The 15,043-nt window shown below is 71.5% G+C and carries 10 protein-coding genes; 4 read left to right on the forward strand and 6 right to left on the reverse strand.

Features of this window, described 5'->3' with window-relative positions; all coding sequences use genetic code 11:
* The first annotated feature begins 221 nt into the window (after positions 1-221).
* A complete protein-coding gene (gene metK, locus DI272_RS40700; RefSeq protein ID WP_109500170.1) occupies positions 222-1,430 on the forward strand; it encodes a methionine adenosyltransferase in 1,209 nt (402 codons plus the stop codon).
* 64 nt (positions 1,431-1,494) lie between these two features.
* Here the strand turns inward: metK and DI272_RS40705 are convergent, their stop codons facing one another.
* The 4 genes from DI272_RS40705 to DI272_RS40720 are packed head-to-tail and all read right to left on the reverse strand — an operon-like array spanning position 1,495 to position 6,604.
* On the reverse strand, positions 1,495-2,613 hold the full coding sequence (locus DI272_RS40705) for a hypothetical protein (RefSeq protein WP_109500171.1): 1,119 nt from the start codon (positions 2,611-2,613) through the stop codon (positions 1,495-1,497).
* Between the two features lie 29 nt (positions 2,614-2,642).
* A complete protein-coding gene (locus DI272_RS40710) occupies positions 2,643-4,511 on the reverse strand; it encodes a hypothetical protein (RefSeq protein ID WP_146238424.1) in 1,869 nt (622 codons plus the stop codon).
* Between the two features lie 35 nt (positions 4,512-4,546).
* On the reverse strand, positions 4,547-5,221 hold the full coding sequence (locus tag DI272_RS40715) for a toll/interleukin-1 receptor domain-containing protein (RefSeq protein ID WP_109500173.1): 675 nt from the start codon (positions 5,219-5,221) through the stop codon (positions 4,547-4,549).
* A 51-nt stretch (positions 5,222-5,272) separates the two neighbouring features.
* Positions 5,273-6,604 (reverse strand): helix-turn-helix domain-containing protein, encoded by a 1,332-nt coding sequence (locus tag DI272_RS40720; RefSeq protein WP_109500174.1) that lies wholly within the window; start codon positions 6,602-6,604, stop codon positions 5,273-5,275.
* Positions 6,605-6,932: 328 nt separating this feature from the next.
* Here DI272_RS40720 and DI272_RS40725 point away from each other — a divergent pair, with 328 nt between their 5' ends.
* Entirely contained in the window at positions 6,933-9,092 is a 2,160-nt protein-coding gene (locus tag DI272_RS40725) for a primosomal protein N' (protein WP_109500175.1), read from the forward strand.
* 343 nt (positions 9,093-9,435) lie between these two features.
* Here the strand turns inward: DI272_RS40725 and DI272_RS40730 are convergent, their stop codons facing one another.
* Positions 9,436-9,978 (reverse strand): hypothetical protein, encoded by a 543-nt coding sequence (locus DI272_RS40730; RefSeq protein WP_109500176.1) that lies wholly within the window; start codon positions 9,976-9,978, stop codon positions 9,436-9,438.
* A 268-nt stretch (positions 9,979-10,246) separates the two neighbouring features.
* Here DI272_RS40730 and fmt point away from each other — a divergent pair, with 268 nt between their 5' ends.
* Both fmt and DI272_RS40740 read left to right on the forward strand, forming a co-directional pair.
* Positions 10,247-11,179, forward strand: a complete 933-nt coding sequence (fmt, locus tag DI272_RS40735) for a methionyl-tRNA formyltransferase (RefSeq protein WP_109500177.1) — start codon at positions 10,247-10,249, stop codon at positions 11,177-11,179.
* A 166-nt stretch (positions 11,180-11,345) separates the two neighbouring features.
* On the forward strand, positions 11,346-12,773 hold the full coding sequence (locus DI272_RS40740) for an RsmB/NOP family class I SAM-dependent RNA methyltransferase (RefSeq protein WP_109500178.1): 1,428 nt from the start codon (positions 11,346-11,348) through the stop codon (positions 12,771-12,773).
* 94 nt (positions 12,774-12,867) lie between these two features.
* On the opposite strand, the gene DI272_RS40745 is transcribed toward DI272_RS40740, so the two are convergent.
* Entirely contained in the window at positions 12,868-15,009 is a 2,142-nt protein-coding gene (locus tag DI272_RS40745; protein WP_109500179.1) for an MMPL family transporter, read from the reverse strand.
* Positions 15,010-15,043: the final 34 nt, after the last annotated feature.

The raw sequence follows: 15,043 nt of genomic DNA on the forward strand, positions 1-15,043 counted from the left end.
AGGGCGCTCGAACCTCACTATTCGAGGCGTGGCGACCCTGGCCAAGCTCGCACGACATTGGGCAGAATGCCCGTGCCGCAGGTCACAGCCCTCCCGAGAATCGAGACGGGTGAGCCCGTGGCCGAGCGCGACCGATAAACTGTTCTCGGACGATGCCGGGCGCAGCCCCCGTCCCGTCCGCCAATGATCAGCCAGCAGCCGCTGCAACCTCAGGGAGCGTTGTGTCCCGTCGTCTCTTCACCTCGGAGTCCGTGACCGAGGGTCACCCCGACAAGATCGCTGACCAGATCAGTGACACCATTCTCGACGCACTCCTGCGCGAGGACCCGACCTCCCGGGTCGCGGTCGAGACCCTGATCACGACCGGCCTGGTGCACGTGGCCGGTGAGGTCACCACCAAGGCGTACGCGCCGATCCCGCAGCTGGTGCGGGAGAAGATCCTGGAGATCGGCTACGACTCCTCCAAGAAGGGCTTCGACGGCGCCTCCTGTGGCGTCTCGGTGTCGATCGGCTCGCAGTCCCCGGACATCGCGCAGGGCGTCGACACGGCCTACGAGTCCCGGGTCGAGGGCGACGAGGACGAGCTGGACAAGCAGGGCGCCGGCGACCAGGGCCTGATGTTCGGCTACGCGACCGACGAGACGCCCACCCTGATGCCGCTGCCGATCTTCCTGGCGCACCGCCTGTCGAACCGGCTGTCCGAGGTCCGCAAGAACGGCACCATCCCCTACCTGCGCCCCGACGGCAAGACGCAGGTCACCATCGAGTACGACGGCGACAAGGCCGTCCGCCTCGACACGGTCGTGGTCTCCTCGCAGCACGCGTCGGACATCGACCTGGAGTCCCTCCTGGCCCCCGACATCCGCGAGTTCGTGGTGGAGCCGGAGCTGAAGGCGCTGCTCGACGAGGGCATCAAGCTCGACACCGAGGGCTACCGCCTCCTGGTCAACCCGACCGGCCGCTTCGAGATCGGCGGCCCGATGGGCGACGCCGGCCTCACCGGCCGCAAGATCATCATCGACACCTACGGCGGCATGGCCCGCCACGGCGGCGGCGCCTTCTCGGGCAAGGACCCGTCCAAGGTGGACCGTTCGGCGGCGTACGCGATGCGCTGGGTGGCGAAGAACGTGGTCGCCGCCGGTCTGGCCTCCCGCTGCGAGGTCCAGGTGGCGTACGCGATCGGCAAGGCCGAGCCGGTGGGTCTGTTCGTGGAGACCTTCGGCACCGCCAAGATCGAGGCCGAGAAGATCGAGAAGGCCATCGACGAGGTCTTCGACCTGCGCCCGGCCGCGATCATCCGCGACCTGGACCTGCTGCGTCCGATCTACGCCCAGACGGCGGCGTACGGCCACTTCGGCCGCGAGCTGCCGGACTTCACCTGGGAGAAGACGGACCGGGTGGAGGCGCTGCGGAAGGCCGCGGGGCTGTAAGACCCGGCTTTTCGAGGTTCTTCGAGGCCCGGTGCCCCTTGGGGGTGCCGGGCCTCGGCGTTTGTCATCCGGACGACTCGCCGGGCGGGAACCGCGTGAAGTCATCAGGGCCGGGCTCGTACGAAGACGCCCCGAAGCCGTCGCTGTCGGGTGGTGTGCCGTGCGGGGAATCGGTGGCCGTGAAGACGCCGAGACGACGCTCCAGCGCCGCGCCGATGTCGGGCAGCCCGGCTCCGTGGGCGGCTTCGGCCATGCGCTTGATGAAGAGCACACGCCGCGGATCGTCCTCGGGCAGATGGGTGCCGTTGAGCAAGTCCTCCACGTAGTCGTCCGTGGTTCGACGCCTGGTCCACGGTTCGTCGTCGGTGTCTTCCTCGTGCCCGGTCCGTTCCGCCAGCCCGGGCACGAAGCGGTGGAAGTCCTCCGGCACGGGTGCGTCATTCGCCGCTGAGGACAGTTCTGCGAGCAATCCGATGTCCGACACGGCCTTGTCGATCTGCTCGTCGTTCTTGGCCAGCCACCACACGACCGCGCTGCCAGGCGTCTTGAGCACATCACCTCCCAAGTAAGCGCGTTTGCTCCGCTCCCACTTCCGCTCGTGCTCCCACACCGCTTCGTCCTTGCGTACGGTGGCGAGCTTCTCCAGACGGTCGCGGTCGGAGTCGTCGAGACCGAGCTGTACGTTCTCCGCCATCGCTACGACTCGGTTGCTGGGGTCCGGGAGCATGGTGGCCAACGCCCCGTTCAGCTGGTGCTGGGTCAACGAGCTGCGATGGGGCGGCGCGTGCCGGGTGATCTGCCGTGCGCGGTCGAGGATCGCCTCGATCGCCAGCCCGCCGCAGTTGACCACCGGGGCGCCGGCCGGCACATCCAGCGGGCGCCAGCGGACCGTGGCCGAGAACTGGAAGTCGTAGTCTTCCTCGGCGCTGGGCAGGCTGATGTGCTTGACCACTTGTTCCCACCGTTCGATGGGCTGGACGTCGGGCTCAAGAAGCCGTTCGGGAGGGATGTACGGCCTGCGTCGGTGAGTGACGATCACTGAGACGGCGGCCCCGACGAGCAGGGCCCCGGCCGCGATCGGCCAAGCCCATAAGGGCCACTCGATCGCCAGGCCGATGATGACGAGCAGCAGTCCGAGGATGACGGTGAGGAAGACCGTCATCGTCCTGTGGCCGGAGTGCATGGGACGGCTCCTGAAGACGTCGGTGGTGTTCAGTGGGATGCGCCGATGCCCTGGGCGGCGTCGATCTTGCGGAGCAGTACCGGTTCCACCGCGTGGCGCACGGAGAGGGCGTAGAGCCGCGCCAAGGCGTTCGGGTGTCCTCGGCAAGCGGTGACCAGGATGTCGAGGAGCCGGTCCTGACACCCGTCCTCCGGCTTTTCCGCCGCGGTCAGCCAGGTGGTCAGGTGGTGGCTCCACAGTGAGGGCGATGTGGCGCCTAGGAGGGCGTCCCATCCCGTGGTCACAGCCTCGCGCACGCCGGATTCCTCCAGCAGGGCCCGTGGATGGGGGCCGGCTTCCATGAGCTGTGCCGGATCGGTGAGGAGGACGAACAGCCTGACGTCGGCCTTCTTGACGTCTCGTGAGAGGTAGTCACCCAGCCGGTACAGCATCCGGCGGCGAAGGCGGTGATCGCGTAGCGAGAGCTCGGCCAGCCGCGCCTCCGCGTCCGGGCGGGGACGGGGCTGCCGCGCCAGGTGATGAAGGCGCACCATGGCCTGATCCGGATAGCGCTCGCTCAACGGGCCTGCGCAGACATCGACGAGGACCTTGGACAGCTCCTCACCGATGGAGCTGTCCCGCGACCACTGGTAGATCTGGGCGCGGAAGTCGCGGCCGTGGACCGGGTGGCGGATGCCGTCGGCGAGCACCTGACCCGCTGCCAGTCTGGTGCCGGTGCCCGGCCGCCGGGTCCATGCCCCGATGAGGGGCGACAGGTCGTCGAATCGTCCGGTACGGAGCACCTGTTCGGTCAGGTGCGCGCACAGAGCGGCGCGGTCTCGATCCGTGAGCGATTTCAGGCCGATGCTACTGGCCACCCAGTCCAGCAGTGTGCCGCGCAGGCCGGGCATGTGGTTCCAGAAGTGAGTGCGTACCGCCTGGGCGTAGTCCAGGACCGTGAAGCGCACGCGGCCGTCGGCGTCCGGTGCAGCCTTGATCTCGCGGAACCGTTGAGAGAGGTCTTCTCGCTCCAGCAACGGGCGGTCGTCCTTGGGCTGCTTCACCGCCCGGAGAAGGGCCTCGCAGAGGTCGTACACGGCGTCCGAGCGTGACTCGTCCAGCATCGCGGTGGTCAGCAACAGGGCCTTCTGCCTGCTGTCGGTGAGCGCCACCACATGCGTCGCGACGTCATCCGGGAGCCGGTTGACGGCGGCCAGCGCGGTGAGGCACCACTGGGCGAAACCGGCCGCGCGGTCCGCTCTGTGGGCTTCTGCGATGAGGTGGCAGAGACGGGCGACATCCTGCAGGGCCGGATCGCCGCGCAGATAGTGACCGAGTTCCTCCGGCCACGACGTCATCGAGTCCAGCGACAGCTCCCTGCGCAGAGCCCGCCGCAATACTGCGTCGGCGGCCGGCCGGACGAGGGAGACCAGGTGCGGTCCGAGCTCCGGGTGGAGCATGCCGGGTATCGGGTGCGGCAGGACGACGGCCAAGCGCGCGCCCCGTTTGCGTACGGTCTCGTGGAAGGCGGGGAGTTGCTGGTGCAGCGCGGCCCACTCGGTACTGTCCTTCGCGGACAGGTCGAGCAACAGGCGCTGCCCGCCGTCGATTTCACGGAGATCGAGCCGCGGCTTGCCGTCGTTGTCCTCCGGGAGCACTTCATGGAGCTGTCCACGCGGCTCGGAGGATCGGTACAACAGCATGCGGGCGGTGGCGCTTCTCCCGCTCCCGGGAGTGCTGTCGACCAGAACGGTGTTGGTCTCGGCGAGGACGTCCTGGGCTCGCCGGAATCCCTTGGGCTCGACGAACCGGCGCCTGAGCCAGGCCAGATGGTCCAGGGCCAGGGGACGGGTGCTCTCCCTGGTGAAGTCATACCCGGCCCCGAAGTAGTTGTTCTGCGTGCCGCTTCCAGAGAACACGGACTGAGCGTTCGTGACCTGCGTGAACGGATCCCTCATCGGGCGTCGTCCGGGAGTTCGGGCCTGCGGTGGTAGTGGTTGTTCTGGTCGCCCTTACCAGCGTGGACCGGACCGCTGTTGTTCTTGATCACTGTGCCGCCCACGTCACCTGAGAAGTCCCGGCCCTGGAACACCGGGCCGCGCGCACCCCTCCCGACCTCGTTGCGGACATCGCCCGCCTCGCCGGTCGGTGCTGCGCGATCCGGTTGCTCCGGCTTCGCCAACTCCGGCACCAGGTCCACCAGCTCGGCGACGATGCGATCGAGATCGGCCTCGGCGTTCTGGTTGTCGTAACGCAGGGACTGGATTTCGGCCAGCTGGGCCAGTGGGGCGGGGAGGTCCTCGTCGCGCAGGCGCTCCATCCGACGGCCACCCAGGACCGGCACCACGGGGATACCGCACTGGAACGCCTCAAGTATCTCCCTGCGTACCCAGTCGTCCTCGTCGTGCAGCGCGGGTGACGCGGTCCAACCGGGGCCGATGACGGCGAGCAGAACGCTGGACCGGCGCACGCCGCGGAGCAGTTCGGCGGCGAACTTCTGGCCCGGCTTGATCGACTTGCTGGCCCGGAAGCCCACCGCGGGGCCGAAGCGGTGGCTGAGTTCCCGGTCGAGGATGGTGGCGAGGTGCTCGCCGTCCCCTGTGCGGTAGTTGATGAAGATGTCGGGCATGGCGAAGGGCCTCTCGGGTGGAAGGGCAGTGACGGGGACGCGTGACTCGTGTCAGGGAGCAGAGCTCAGAGCCGCCGTGAGCTGCGGGGCGATGGCCAGGTACGACTGGTTACGGGGGTGGCGGGCCAGGGTGCGTGCGAGGCGGCGCAGATCCGTAGTGACGGTTGCGGAGGCGACGCCGGCCGCCAGCGGGAGCAGCCGGTCTGCCAGTTCGCAGGCACGTTCCGTCTCGCCGGCCAGGGCGTGTGCGAGGGCGCGACGGACGCCGTAGCGGGCCTGCGTGCGCCAGGCGTCGGCCGGTACCCGGGCGCACTCCTGGTCCAGGATCTCGGCCCCCGCGCGCGGCCTGCCCAGGTCGACCAGGCACCAGCCCGTGATCATGGACACCGGATCGACGAGGTGGGTCGGGCCCAGGACGGGTGCGCCGACCGTGCTCGGTTCCTCGGCGAGGAGCGTACGGGCCTGGTCGAGGGCGCGCATGCACGCCCGGTGGTCACCCGCTATGGCGTACCCCTGCCCGGCGCGCTGGGCGGCCAAGCCGCGGACGCGCGGGGGCAGGCTCCCGGAACAGGCGCCCTTGGCCAAGGCGATCGTGTCGGCGGCCTCACCGCGGTAGTACGTGATGAGGGCGCGCCTCACGAGGGCGTACGAGGCCAGGTCGTGGTCTCCGCAGGCGTCGGCCAGCTCGACGGCGTGCGCGGTCCAGTGCAGTGCCGCCGGCTCGGCACCCGCTTCCTGAGCCAGCCAGCCGGTGTACTCGGCGAAGCGGGCGGCCAGCGCGAGCAGCTCGTGCCCGGTCCTGGACCCGGAGCGGGCAGCCAGCGTGGTCAGGGCCCGGGTCTGTTCGGCCAGCACCTGGAGCAGGACGTCCGGCGGTGACATCTGTCCGATACGGCGGTACTGGCCCAGCAGCACGCGATAGGCGCCCAGGGCGGTCCCGTCGTGGGGCTCGGCCGTCGCGGGCTGTGGGTCGACGGTTCCGGCGGCGATGACCGACGCGGCGCCTACGGCGATGACCTGCCTCCGAGAAGGGGCGGTCGCGCGCCTGCCGGTGGAGGGAAACGCGTGCGGCACGGTGGGCGCGGTCCCTGGTTCTGCACGCAAGGAGGGAACGGAAGACCGGGGCGGTAGCGTGTCCGCGAGGTTCTCGGCCTGCGTCCGTGCGGGTCTGCTGGGAACCAGTGCGGTCAGTGCCCCCCGGGCATCGAGGGCGGCGTCGCAGAGACGGGCGAGCTCGATGCTGGGGCGCTTTGCTCCTGTCTCGATCTTGCTGAGCTGTCCCTTGCTGTAGTGCACCGACGCGGCGAGCTGGGCCAGGGTGAGGCCGGCCCCGAGGCGCAGTCGGCGTAACTCGGCCCCGAACACACGCGGCTGCTCCAGCACCTGACCCCCCTTGAGCCGACGACGCCGATGCCCGGGCGTCCGGTCACCTCAGCGTCGGCCGGGTGCGTGGCTCGGGCAAGGCGGTCGGCTGAGTTTCCCGTTTCCAGTTCTGATACCGGGCTTGGTGACACGGGCAACCGGAACTCGGTCGCGGAGGCCGGATCAGCAAGGGAAATGGCCGATGCGGCGGACTTGTGGATTCGTTCCTCGCAGGTTTCCGGGCACTACGGGCGGCGGTGGCAGGTGCTCGTTGCCCGGGGCTGGACAGGGGACCGGCGAGGGGGCCGGGCGGCGTTGGATGTCAGTCGGGTTTGGTAAGAATGCAAGGGTGAGCAGCGAGGATGAGCAGGTCGGTGGCGGGGGCGAGGGGGCGCCGCCTGAGCAGCTTGCGTTCATTCGGGAGAGTGTGAAGAAGGCCAAGGTGCCGCGGGCGAAGCCGCGGACCTGGCGGGGGGCCGCGCCGGCCAAGGAACTGCCGGTTGCCCGGGTTCTTGTCGACAAGGGTGTGCTGCACCTGGATCGGTACTTCGATTACGCGGTGCCGGAGGAGCTCGATGCCGAGGCGCAGCCCGGGGTGCGGGTCCGGGTGCGGTTCGGGGCCGGGCGGGGGCGGGTGCGGGACGGGCGGCGTGAGGGTGGGGGGCTGATCGACGGGTTTCTCGTCGAGCGGGTCGCCGAGACGGACTACTCCGGGCCGTTGGCCGCGCTGGCCCAGGTCGTGTCGCCCGAGCCGGTGCTCGGGCCGGAGTTGCTGGGGCTGGCTCGGGCCGTTGCCGATCGGTACGCGGGGAGTCTTGCCGATGTGTTGCAGTTGGCCGTGCCGCCGCGGAGCGCTCGGGCCGAGCAACGAGCCTCGCCGGAGCCGCTGCCACCGCCCGGTGCGCCCGACGCCGGGTCCTGGGGGAGGTACGAGCGGGGGGCCGGGTTCCTGGAGGCGCTCGCCTCGGGTGGGGCGCCGCGGGCTGTCTGGAACGCGTTGCCCGGGCCCGAGTGGAGTGAGGAGCTGGCTCGGGCTGTCGTCGCCACGCTTGCCTCCGGGCGGGGGGCGCTGGTCGTGGTGCCGGACGGGCGGGCCGTCGCGCGAGTGGACGCCGCGCTCACCTCGTTGCTCGGGGAGGGGCGGCATGCCGTGCTCACCGCCGATGCCGGGCCCGAGAAGCGGTATCGGGAGTGGCTGGCGGTGCGGCGGGGGAGTGTGCGGGCCGTGGTCGGTACCCGGGCCGCCATGTTCGCGCCGGTGCGAGATCTTGGGCTCGTCGCCATCTGGGACGACGGGGACGACAGCCACAGCGAGCCGCATGCGCCGCAGCCGCATGCGCGTGAGGTGTTGCTGTTGCGGGCCGCGCTGGACAAGTGCGGTTTTCTGTTGGGGAGTTGGAGCTGCACGGTGGAGGCCGCGCAGCTTGTCGAGAGCGGGTGGGCCCGGCCGCTCGTCGCCGGGCGGGAGCAGGTGCGGGGGGCCGCGCCGCTCGTACGGACCGTGGGGGACGGAGATCTGGCGCGGGACGAGGCGGCGCGGGCCGCTCGGTTGCCCACCCTTGCCTGGCAGGCCGTCAGAGAAGGGCTGAAGCAGGGGCCGGTGCTGGTGCAGGTTCCGCGGCGGGGGTACGTGCCGCGGATGGCTTGTGCCAACTGCCGGGCGCCTGCGCGGTGTCGGCATTGTGCGGGGCCGTTGGAGGCCCAGGAGGGTGTGGACGCGCTGCGGTGCGGATGGTGCGGGCGTGAGGACGGCGCCTGGCACTGTCCGGAGTGCGGCGGGTTCCGGCTGCGGGCTCAGGTCGTGGGGGCCCGGCGGACGGCGGAGGAGCTGGGGCGGGCGTTTCCGGCTGTGCCGGTGCGGACGTCGGGGCGGGAGCATGTGCTGGACACCGTGCCGGGGGCGCCCGCGCTCGTGGTGAGTACGCCGGGGGCGGAGCCGGTGGCTGAGGGTGGGTATGCGGCAGCTCTGCTGCTGGACGGCTGGGCCATGCTCGGGCGGCCCGATCTGCGGGCCGGTGAGGATGCGTTGCGGCGGTGGATCGCGGCCGCGGCGTTGGTGCGGGGGCATGGGGCCGGGGGGACGGTTGTCGTCGTTGCCGAGCCGACGTTGCGGCCGGTGCAGGCGTTGGTGCGGTGGGATCCCGTCGGGCATGCGGTGCGGGAGCTCTCCGAGCGGGCTGAGCTGGGGTTTCCGCCGGTGTCGCGGATGGCGGCGGTTTCTGGGCCGCCGGAGGGGGTTGCGGCGTTTCTGGGGGCGGTGGAACTGCCGGGGGAGGCTGAGGTGTTGGGGCCGGTGCCGTTGCCGGTGACGGCTGTTCGAGGACCTCGGAGGGTGGGGGCGCCGCCGCCGGGGGAGCGGTGGGAGCGGGTGTTGATTCGGGTGCCGCCGGGGCGGGGGGCGGCGTTGGCTGCTGCGCTGAAGGCTGCGCAGGCTGCTCGGATGGCTCGTGGGGCGGCTGGGGGGGAGGTTGCTGTGCGGGTGCGGGTTGATCCGCCGGATATTGGGTGACGGGTGTTTGTTTGTGGTGCGGGTGGTGGGGGGGCACCCGGCCTTCGGCCGGGTTTGGGGTTTCCACCCGCATCGCCCGTGCGGGTTTCGTTGTCGGGTGCGGGTGGCCCCTGTGGGGGCTGAGCGTCGTCGGCGGCTTGCGGGTGACGGGTGAGGGCGGCGGCTGAGGCTGTCGGGTTGCGGCTGAGGCTTGCGCGTGGCGGGTTGTGGGGGAGGCTCATGGGCCGTGGGCCGTGGGCCGGGGGCCGGGGGCCGGGGGTTGGGGGTTGGGGGTGCGGGTGGGGGTGGGCAGGCATGCGGCTGCCCTCCCGGTAGTCCGGGAGGGCAGGGGGGCGGGCGTGGGTCAGCCGTTGCGGGGGCCGGGGAAGGCCGTGGGCCTCACCTCGTCGCGCAGCGCCGGGCTGCCGGCCGTCGGCTGGGTCGGCATCGAGCGGGCCGCGGGGACCGTCGGCATCGTGGGCATGCCGGTGTTGACGCCCACGGTGCGGGTGGCCGACGTGTCGGTGGTCCGCTCGGCGTCGGCCGCCGCCTGGGCCGCGGCGCGACGCGCGCCGTAACGGCGGTGCACCGCCTGCTTGGTGACGCCGAGCGCCGAACCCACCGCGTCCCAGGAGAAGCCCAGCGAGCGGTCGAAGTCGACCGCGGCCGTGACCAGGGTCTCGACACTGTCCCGCAGCTCCTGCGCGAGACGCACGGTCGGAGCGGGGGCGCGTCCGTAGACGACGAAGCCCGTGGAGGGGCCGGAGCGGCGCGGGCGGTAGACGTTGCCCAACTGGGCGGTGAGCGTGCGCAACGCGTCCACCTGCCGGCGGACCCGCTCGATGTCCCGCACCAGCAAGTGCAGGCTGGCCCGAGCCTGGGCGTCGTGGGTTGCGTGGTCGGCCATGAACAAGCCTCTCGAACCGGCGTTGAAAAGGATCGGGCCGCAACTGCGGCCCGTTGTGGTCAACTCTTTCTTGACCAACGCGTTTGCGCTCCGCTGGTCACGCTGTGGGGGCGTGGTGGCATATGCGTGCGCCGGGAAGGGGCGGTTCGCGCCTCGGAGGGTGCGGACGCGGTCGTGGGCGTCATCAGCGTCGGCGGGTTTCCGCTCGCGGTCATAGACTTGGACGCTGCCCGCCCGTCCACCTCGCCCGAGAGGCCCCTACCCACCCATGAAGCTCGTCTTCGCCGGTACCCCCGAAGTCGCCGTTCCCGCTCTGGACGCTCTGATCGCCTCCGGGCGGCACGAGGTGGCCGCCGTCGTCACGCGGCCCGACGCGCCGGCCGGACGTGGACGCAGGCTGATCGCGAGCCCCGTCGCGGAGCGGGCGGAGGAAGCGGGCATCGAGGTGCTGAAGCCCCTCAAGCCGAGGGACCCGGAGTTTCTGGAGCGGCTTCGCGAGATCGCCCCCGACTGCTGTCCCGTCGTCGCCTACGGCGCCCTGCTGCCCCGCGTCGCCCTCGACGTCCCCGTCCACGGCTGGGTCAACCTGCACTTCTCACTGCTGCCCGCCTGGCGTGGGGCCGCGCCCGTGCAGCACTCCATCATGGCGGGGGACGAGATCACCGGTGCCTCCACCTTCCTCATCGAGGAAGGTCTCGACTCCGGGCCCGTGTACGGGACGGTCACCGAGGAGATCCGCGCCACCGACACCAGCGGCGACCTGCTGACCCGGCTCGCCTTCGCCGGCGCCGGGCTGCTCGCCGCCACCATGGACGGCATCGAGGACGGCACCCTGAAGGCCGTACCGCAGCCGAGCGAGGGCATCACGCTCGCGCCGAAGATCACCGTCGAGGACGCGCTGGTGGACTGGGCGACTCCGGCGCTGCGCGTCGACCGGGTCGTGCGGGGGTGCACGCCCGCGCCGGGCGCCTGGACCGTCTTCCGCGGCGAGCGGCTCAAGCTCATCCAGGTCACGCCGGTGCCCGAGCGGACCGACCTGACGCCGGGGCAGCTTGCCGTCGGCAAGAACAGCGTCCATGTCGGCACCGGCTCCTACGCCGTCGAGCTGCTGTGGGTGCAGGCCCAGGGCAAGAAGCCGATGCGAGCCGCCGACTGGGCGCGCGGGGTGCGGATCGGCGAGGGAGAGGTCGTCGGCCGATAAGTCGTACGCAGTGGCCGGTGGCCGGTGGCCGGTGGCTGGTGGCTGGTGGCTGGTGGCCGGGCGCCTGTTGTACGGCCGTCGTCGGCTGTGGGTGTGCGGCCAGGGGGTCGTACGGGGGACGTACGCTTGACGCGTATTCCCTCAAGACATCCGGAGCACCTTTTTCGTGAGCGACCAGTCCCGTCGGCCCCGCCCGGCCGGCAAGCCCTACCGTCGGCCCAAGAAGGACCCCGTCCGCATGCTCGCCTTCGAGGCGCTGCGGGCGGTGGACGAGCGGGACGCCTACGCCAACCTCGTTCTGCCGCCGCTGCTGCGCAAGGCGCGGGAGAAGGAGGGGCCCGAGAAGTTCGACGGACGGGACGCCGCGCTCGCGACCGAGCTGGTGTACGGGACGCTGCGACGGCAGGGGACGTACGACGCGGTCATCGCCGCCTGCATCGACCGGCCGCTGCGCGAGGTCGACCCGCCGGTGCTGGACGTGCTGAGCCTCGGCGTGCACCAGTTGCTCGGGACCCGGATTCCCACCCACGCCGCCGTGTCCGCGTCCGTCGAGCTGGCCCGGGTGGTGCTCGGCGACGGGCGGGCCAAGTTCGTCAACGCCGTGCTGCGCAAGGTCGCGCAGGATGACCTGGAGGGTTGGATCGCCAAGGTCGCGCCTCCTTACGACGACGACCCCGAGGACCATCTCGCCGTCGTGCACTCGCACCCCCGCTGGGTCGTCTCCGCGCTCTGGGACTCCCTCGGGGGCGGGCGCGCGGGGATCGAGGCGCTGCTCGCCGCCGACAACGAGCGGCCCGAGGTCACGCTCGTCGCCCGGCCCGGGCGGGCCACGACCGACGAGTTGCTGCGGGAGGAGTCGGCCGTGGCCGGGCGCTGGTCGCCGTATGCCGTGCGGCTGGCCGAGGGCGGTGAGCCCGGGGCCATCGAGGCCGTCCGCGAGGGGCGGGCCGGGGTGCAGGACGAGGGCAGCCAGCTGGTGGCCGTCGCCCTCGCCAACGCACCGCTCGACGGGCCCGACGAGAAGTGGCTCGACGGATGTGCCGGGCCGGGCGGCAAGGCGGCGCTGCTGGGTGCGCTCGCCGCGGAACGCGGGGCCGCGCTGCTCGCCTCCGAGAAGCAGCCGCATCGAGCGGGGCTGGTCGCCAAGGCGTTGGCCGGGAATCCCGGGCCGTACCAGGTCATCGCCGCGGACGGGACCAAGCCGCCGTGGCGGCCGGGGAGCTTCGACCGGGTGTTGATGGACGTGCCGTGCACCGGGCTGGGTGCTTTGCGGCGGCGGCCCGAGGCGCGCTGGCGCCGGCGGCCCGAGGACCTGGAGGGGTTCGGGCCGTTGCAGCGCGGGCTGTTGCGGACCGCGCTCGACTCCGTGCGGGTGGGGGGCGTCGTCGGGTACGCCACCTGTTCGCCGCACCTCGCCGAGACGCGGGCCGTCGTGCAGGACGTGCTCAAGCAGGTGCCGGACGCCGAGTTGATCGACGCACGGCCGCTGCTGCCGGGTGTGCCGGAGCTCGGTGAGGGGCCCGATGTCCAGTTGTGGCCGCATGTGCACGGGACCGATGCGATGTATCTGGCGTTGATTCGTCGGACCGGGTGAGGTTCGCCCAGTCGCCCTAGGGGTGCGGTTGTCGTGCGAGTGCCGGTTGGATGTGGCTGGTCGCGCAGTTCCCCGCGCCCCTGAGGGCGGGCTCCTAAGGGCGTTGACCCACTGCCGGTTCCTCGACCACCGGCGTTTCCGCGCCGTCCTCCTTCGCCAACCGGTGCGGCCACCACACCCGCGGCCCCGCGTCCAGGAACAACGCCGTCACCAGCACCGACCTGACCACGAACGTGTCCAGGATGATGCCCAGGGCCACGGCGAAGCCGATCTCCGCGAACGCGACCATCGGCAGGGTGCCCAGGGCCGCGAAGGTGCCCGCCAGCACCAGGCCCGCGGACGTGATCACCGCGCCCGTCGCCGCCAGGCCCGTCACCACGCCGGGGCGGGTGCCCTGGCGGGCCGCCTCCTCGCGGATGCGGGTCGTGAGGAAGATGTTGTAGTCGATGCCCAGGGCGACCAGGAAGACGAAGACGAAGAGCGGGAAGTCCGTCCCCTCGCCCGCGTAGTCGAACACGTACCTGAACGCGAGCGCGCTGATGCCCAGGGCCGCCGCGAACGACAGGATCACCGTGCCGATCAGCAGCAGCGGGGCGATCAGCGCCCGCAGCAGGACGCTCAGGATCAGCATGACCACGACCAGGACGAGCGGGATGATCAGCTCGTTGTCATGGGCGGTGGCCGCGTCCATGTCGAGCAGGGCCGCCGTACCGCCGCCCACCTGGGCGTCGGCGTCCGGTACCGCGTGCACGGCGGCACGGACGCGTTCGACCGTCTGTTTGGCGGCCTCGCTGTCGGAGGGGGCGGTCATCGTCGCCTCGAAGAGCACCTTGCCGTCGTACGACGGTTTCGTCCCCGGCGGCAGGCCCAGTGACGCGGGGACGACACCGGGTGTGCCGGCCACCGCCTCGCCCACCTGGCGGGCCTGGGCCTGGTTGCTGACGATGACCAACGGGTCGCCGCTGCCCGCCGGGAAGTACTTCGCCGAGACCTCCTGCCCCACGATCGAGTCCGGCTTGCCGGTGAACGCGTCCGCGTTGCTGATGCCCTCCGCGCGCAGCTGGATCAGGCCGAGGGAGCAGAGCGCGAGGACCGCCGCCGTGACGCCCCAGATCAGCCGGGGGCGGCGGGCGATACGGCGGCCCGTGCGGGCCCACACACCGCGTTCGGTGGGGTCCGCCGTACCGAAGTGCGGGACGGCCGGCCAGAAGATCCAGCGGCCGAAGATCACCAGCAGGGCGGGGAACAGGCTCATCATCGCCAGCAGGGCGACCGCGACGCCGATCGCGGCCACCGGGCCCAGGCCCCGCGTCGAGTTCATCTCCGCGGCCAGCAGCACCAGCATGCTCAGGACCACCGTCGCGCCGGAGGCGATCACCGCCGGGCCCGCCCGGTGCAGCGCCAGCGCCATGGCCTCGTGCCGGTCCTCGTGACGGCGCAGCTCTTCCCGGTAGCGGGCGACCAGGAGCAGGGCGTAGTCCGTCCCCGCGCCGAAGACGAGGACCGTGAGGATGCCCGCGCTCTGGCCGTTGACCGTCAGGCCCGCGTGCTCGGCCAGCAGGTAGATGAAGGCCTGTGCGGTGAACAGGGCCGCGATCACCGACAGCAGCGGGACCAGGAGGAGGGTGGGGCTGCGGTAGGTGATCAGGAGCATCACGATGACCACGCCCATCGCCGACAGCAGCAGCGTGGAGTCGATGCCCTCGAAGGCCTCGGAGAAGTCGGCGGAGGTGCCGCCCGGACCCGTGATGTGCACGGCGAGGCCGCCGCCGCCCTTGCCGGTGATGTCGCGGATGGAGTCGACCGCGGGCGAGATCTCCTCCCAGCCCTTCTCGTCCATCGTGATGGGGACGTAGACCTGGGCCGCGCGCGGGTTCGTCTGGCGGTCGTAGACCGGGCCGCGGGTCTCGGCGCCGCGGACGCCGTGGCCGCGGAGCTCCTTGAGCTGCCGGGTGTCCGCCGCGATCCGGGCCCTGTCCTGGGCCGTGAGGCCGCTCTCGCGCGCGTAGATGACGACGGCGGGGATCTGTTCGGGCCGGAAGTCCTCGGAGAGCTGGAGGACTTGGGTGGACTCGGCGGAGCCGGGCAGCCAGGAGGCGGCGTCGTTGTCCTGGGCGTCGGTGAGTTTGGAGGCGAGGGGAGCGGTCAGGAAGAGCACCACCAGCCACAGCACCAGCACGACCCACTTGGCCCGTCGCCCGCACACCAGATGCGCGATGCCCCGGTTCTCGGTCATGGCCACCCCCGCAGCCGTTCGCCCGCACGGTCGG

Origin of the sequence: Streptomyces sp. Act143 (genome assembly GCF_003143935.1) — a bacterium.
Classification (GTDB): domain Bacteria; phylum Actinomycetota; class Actinomycetes; order Streptomycetales; family Streptomycetaceae; genus Streptomyces.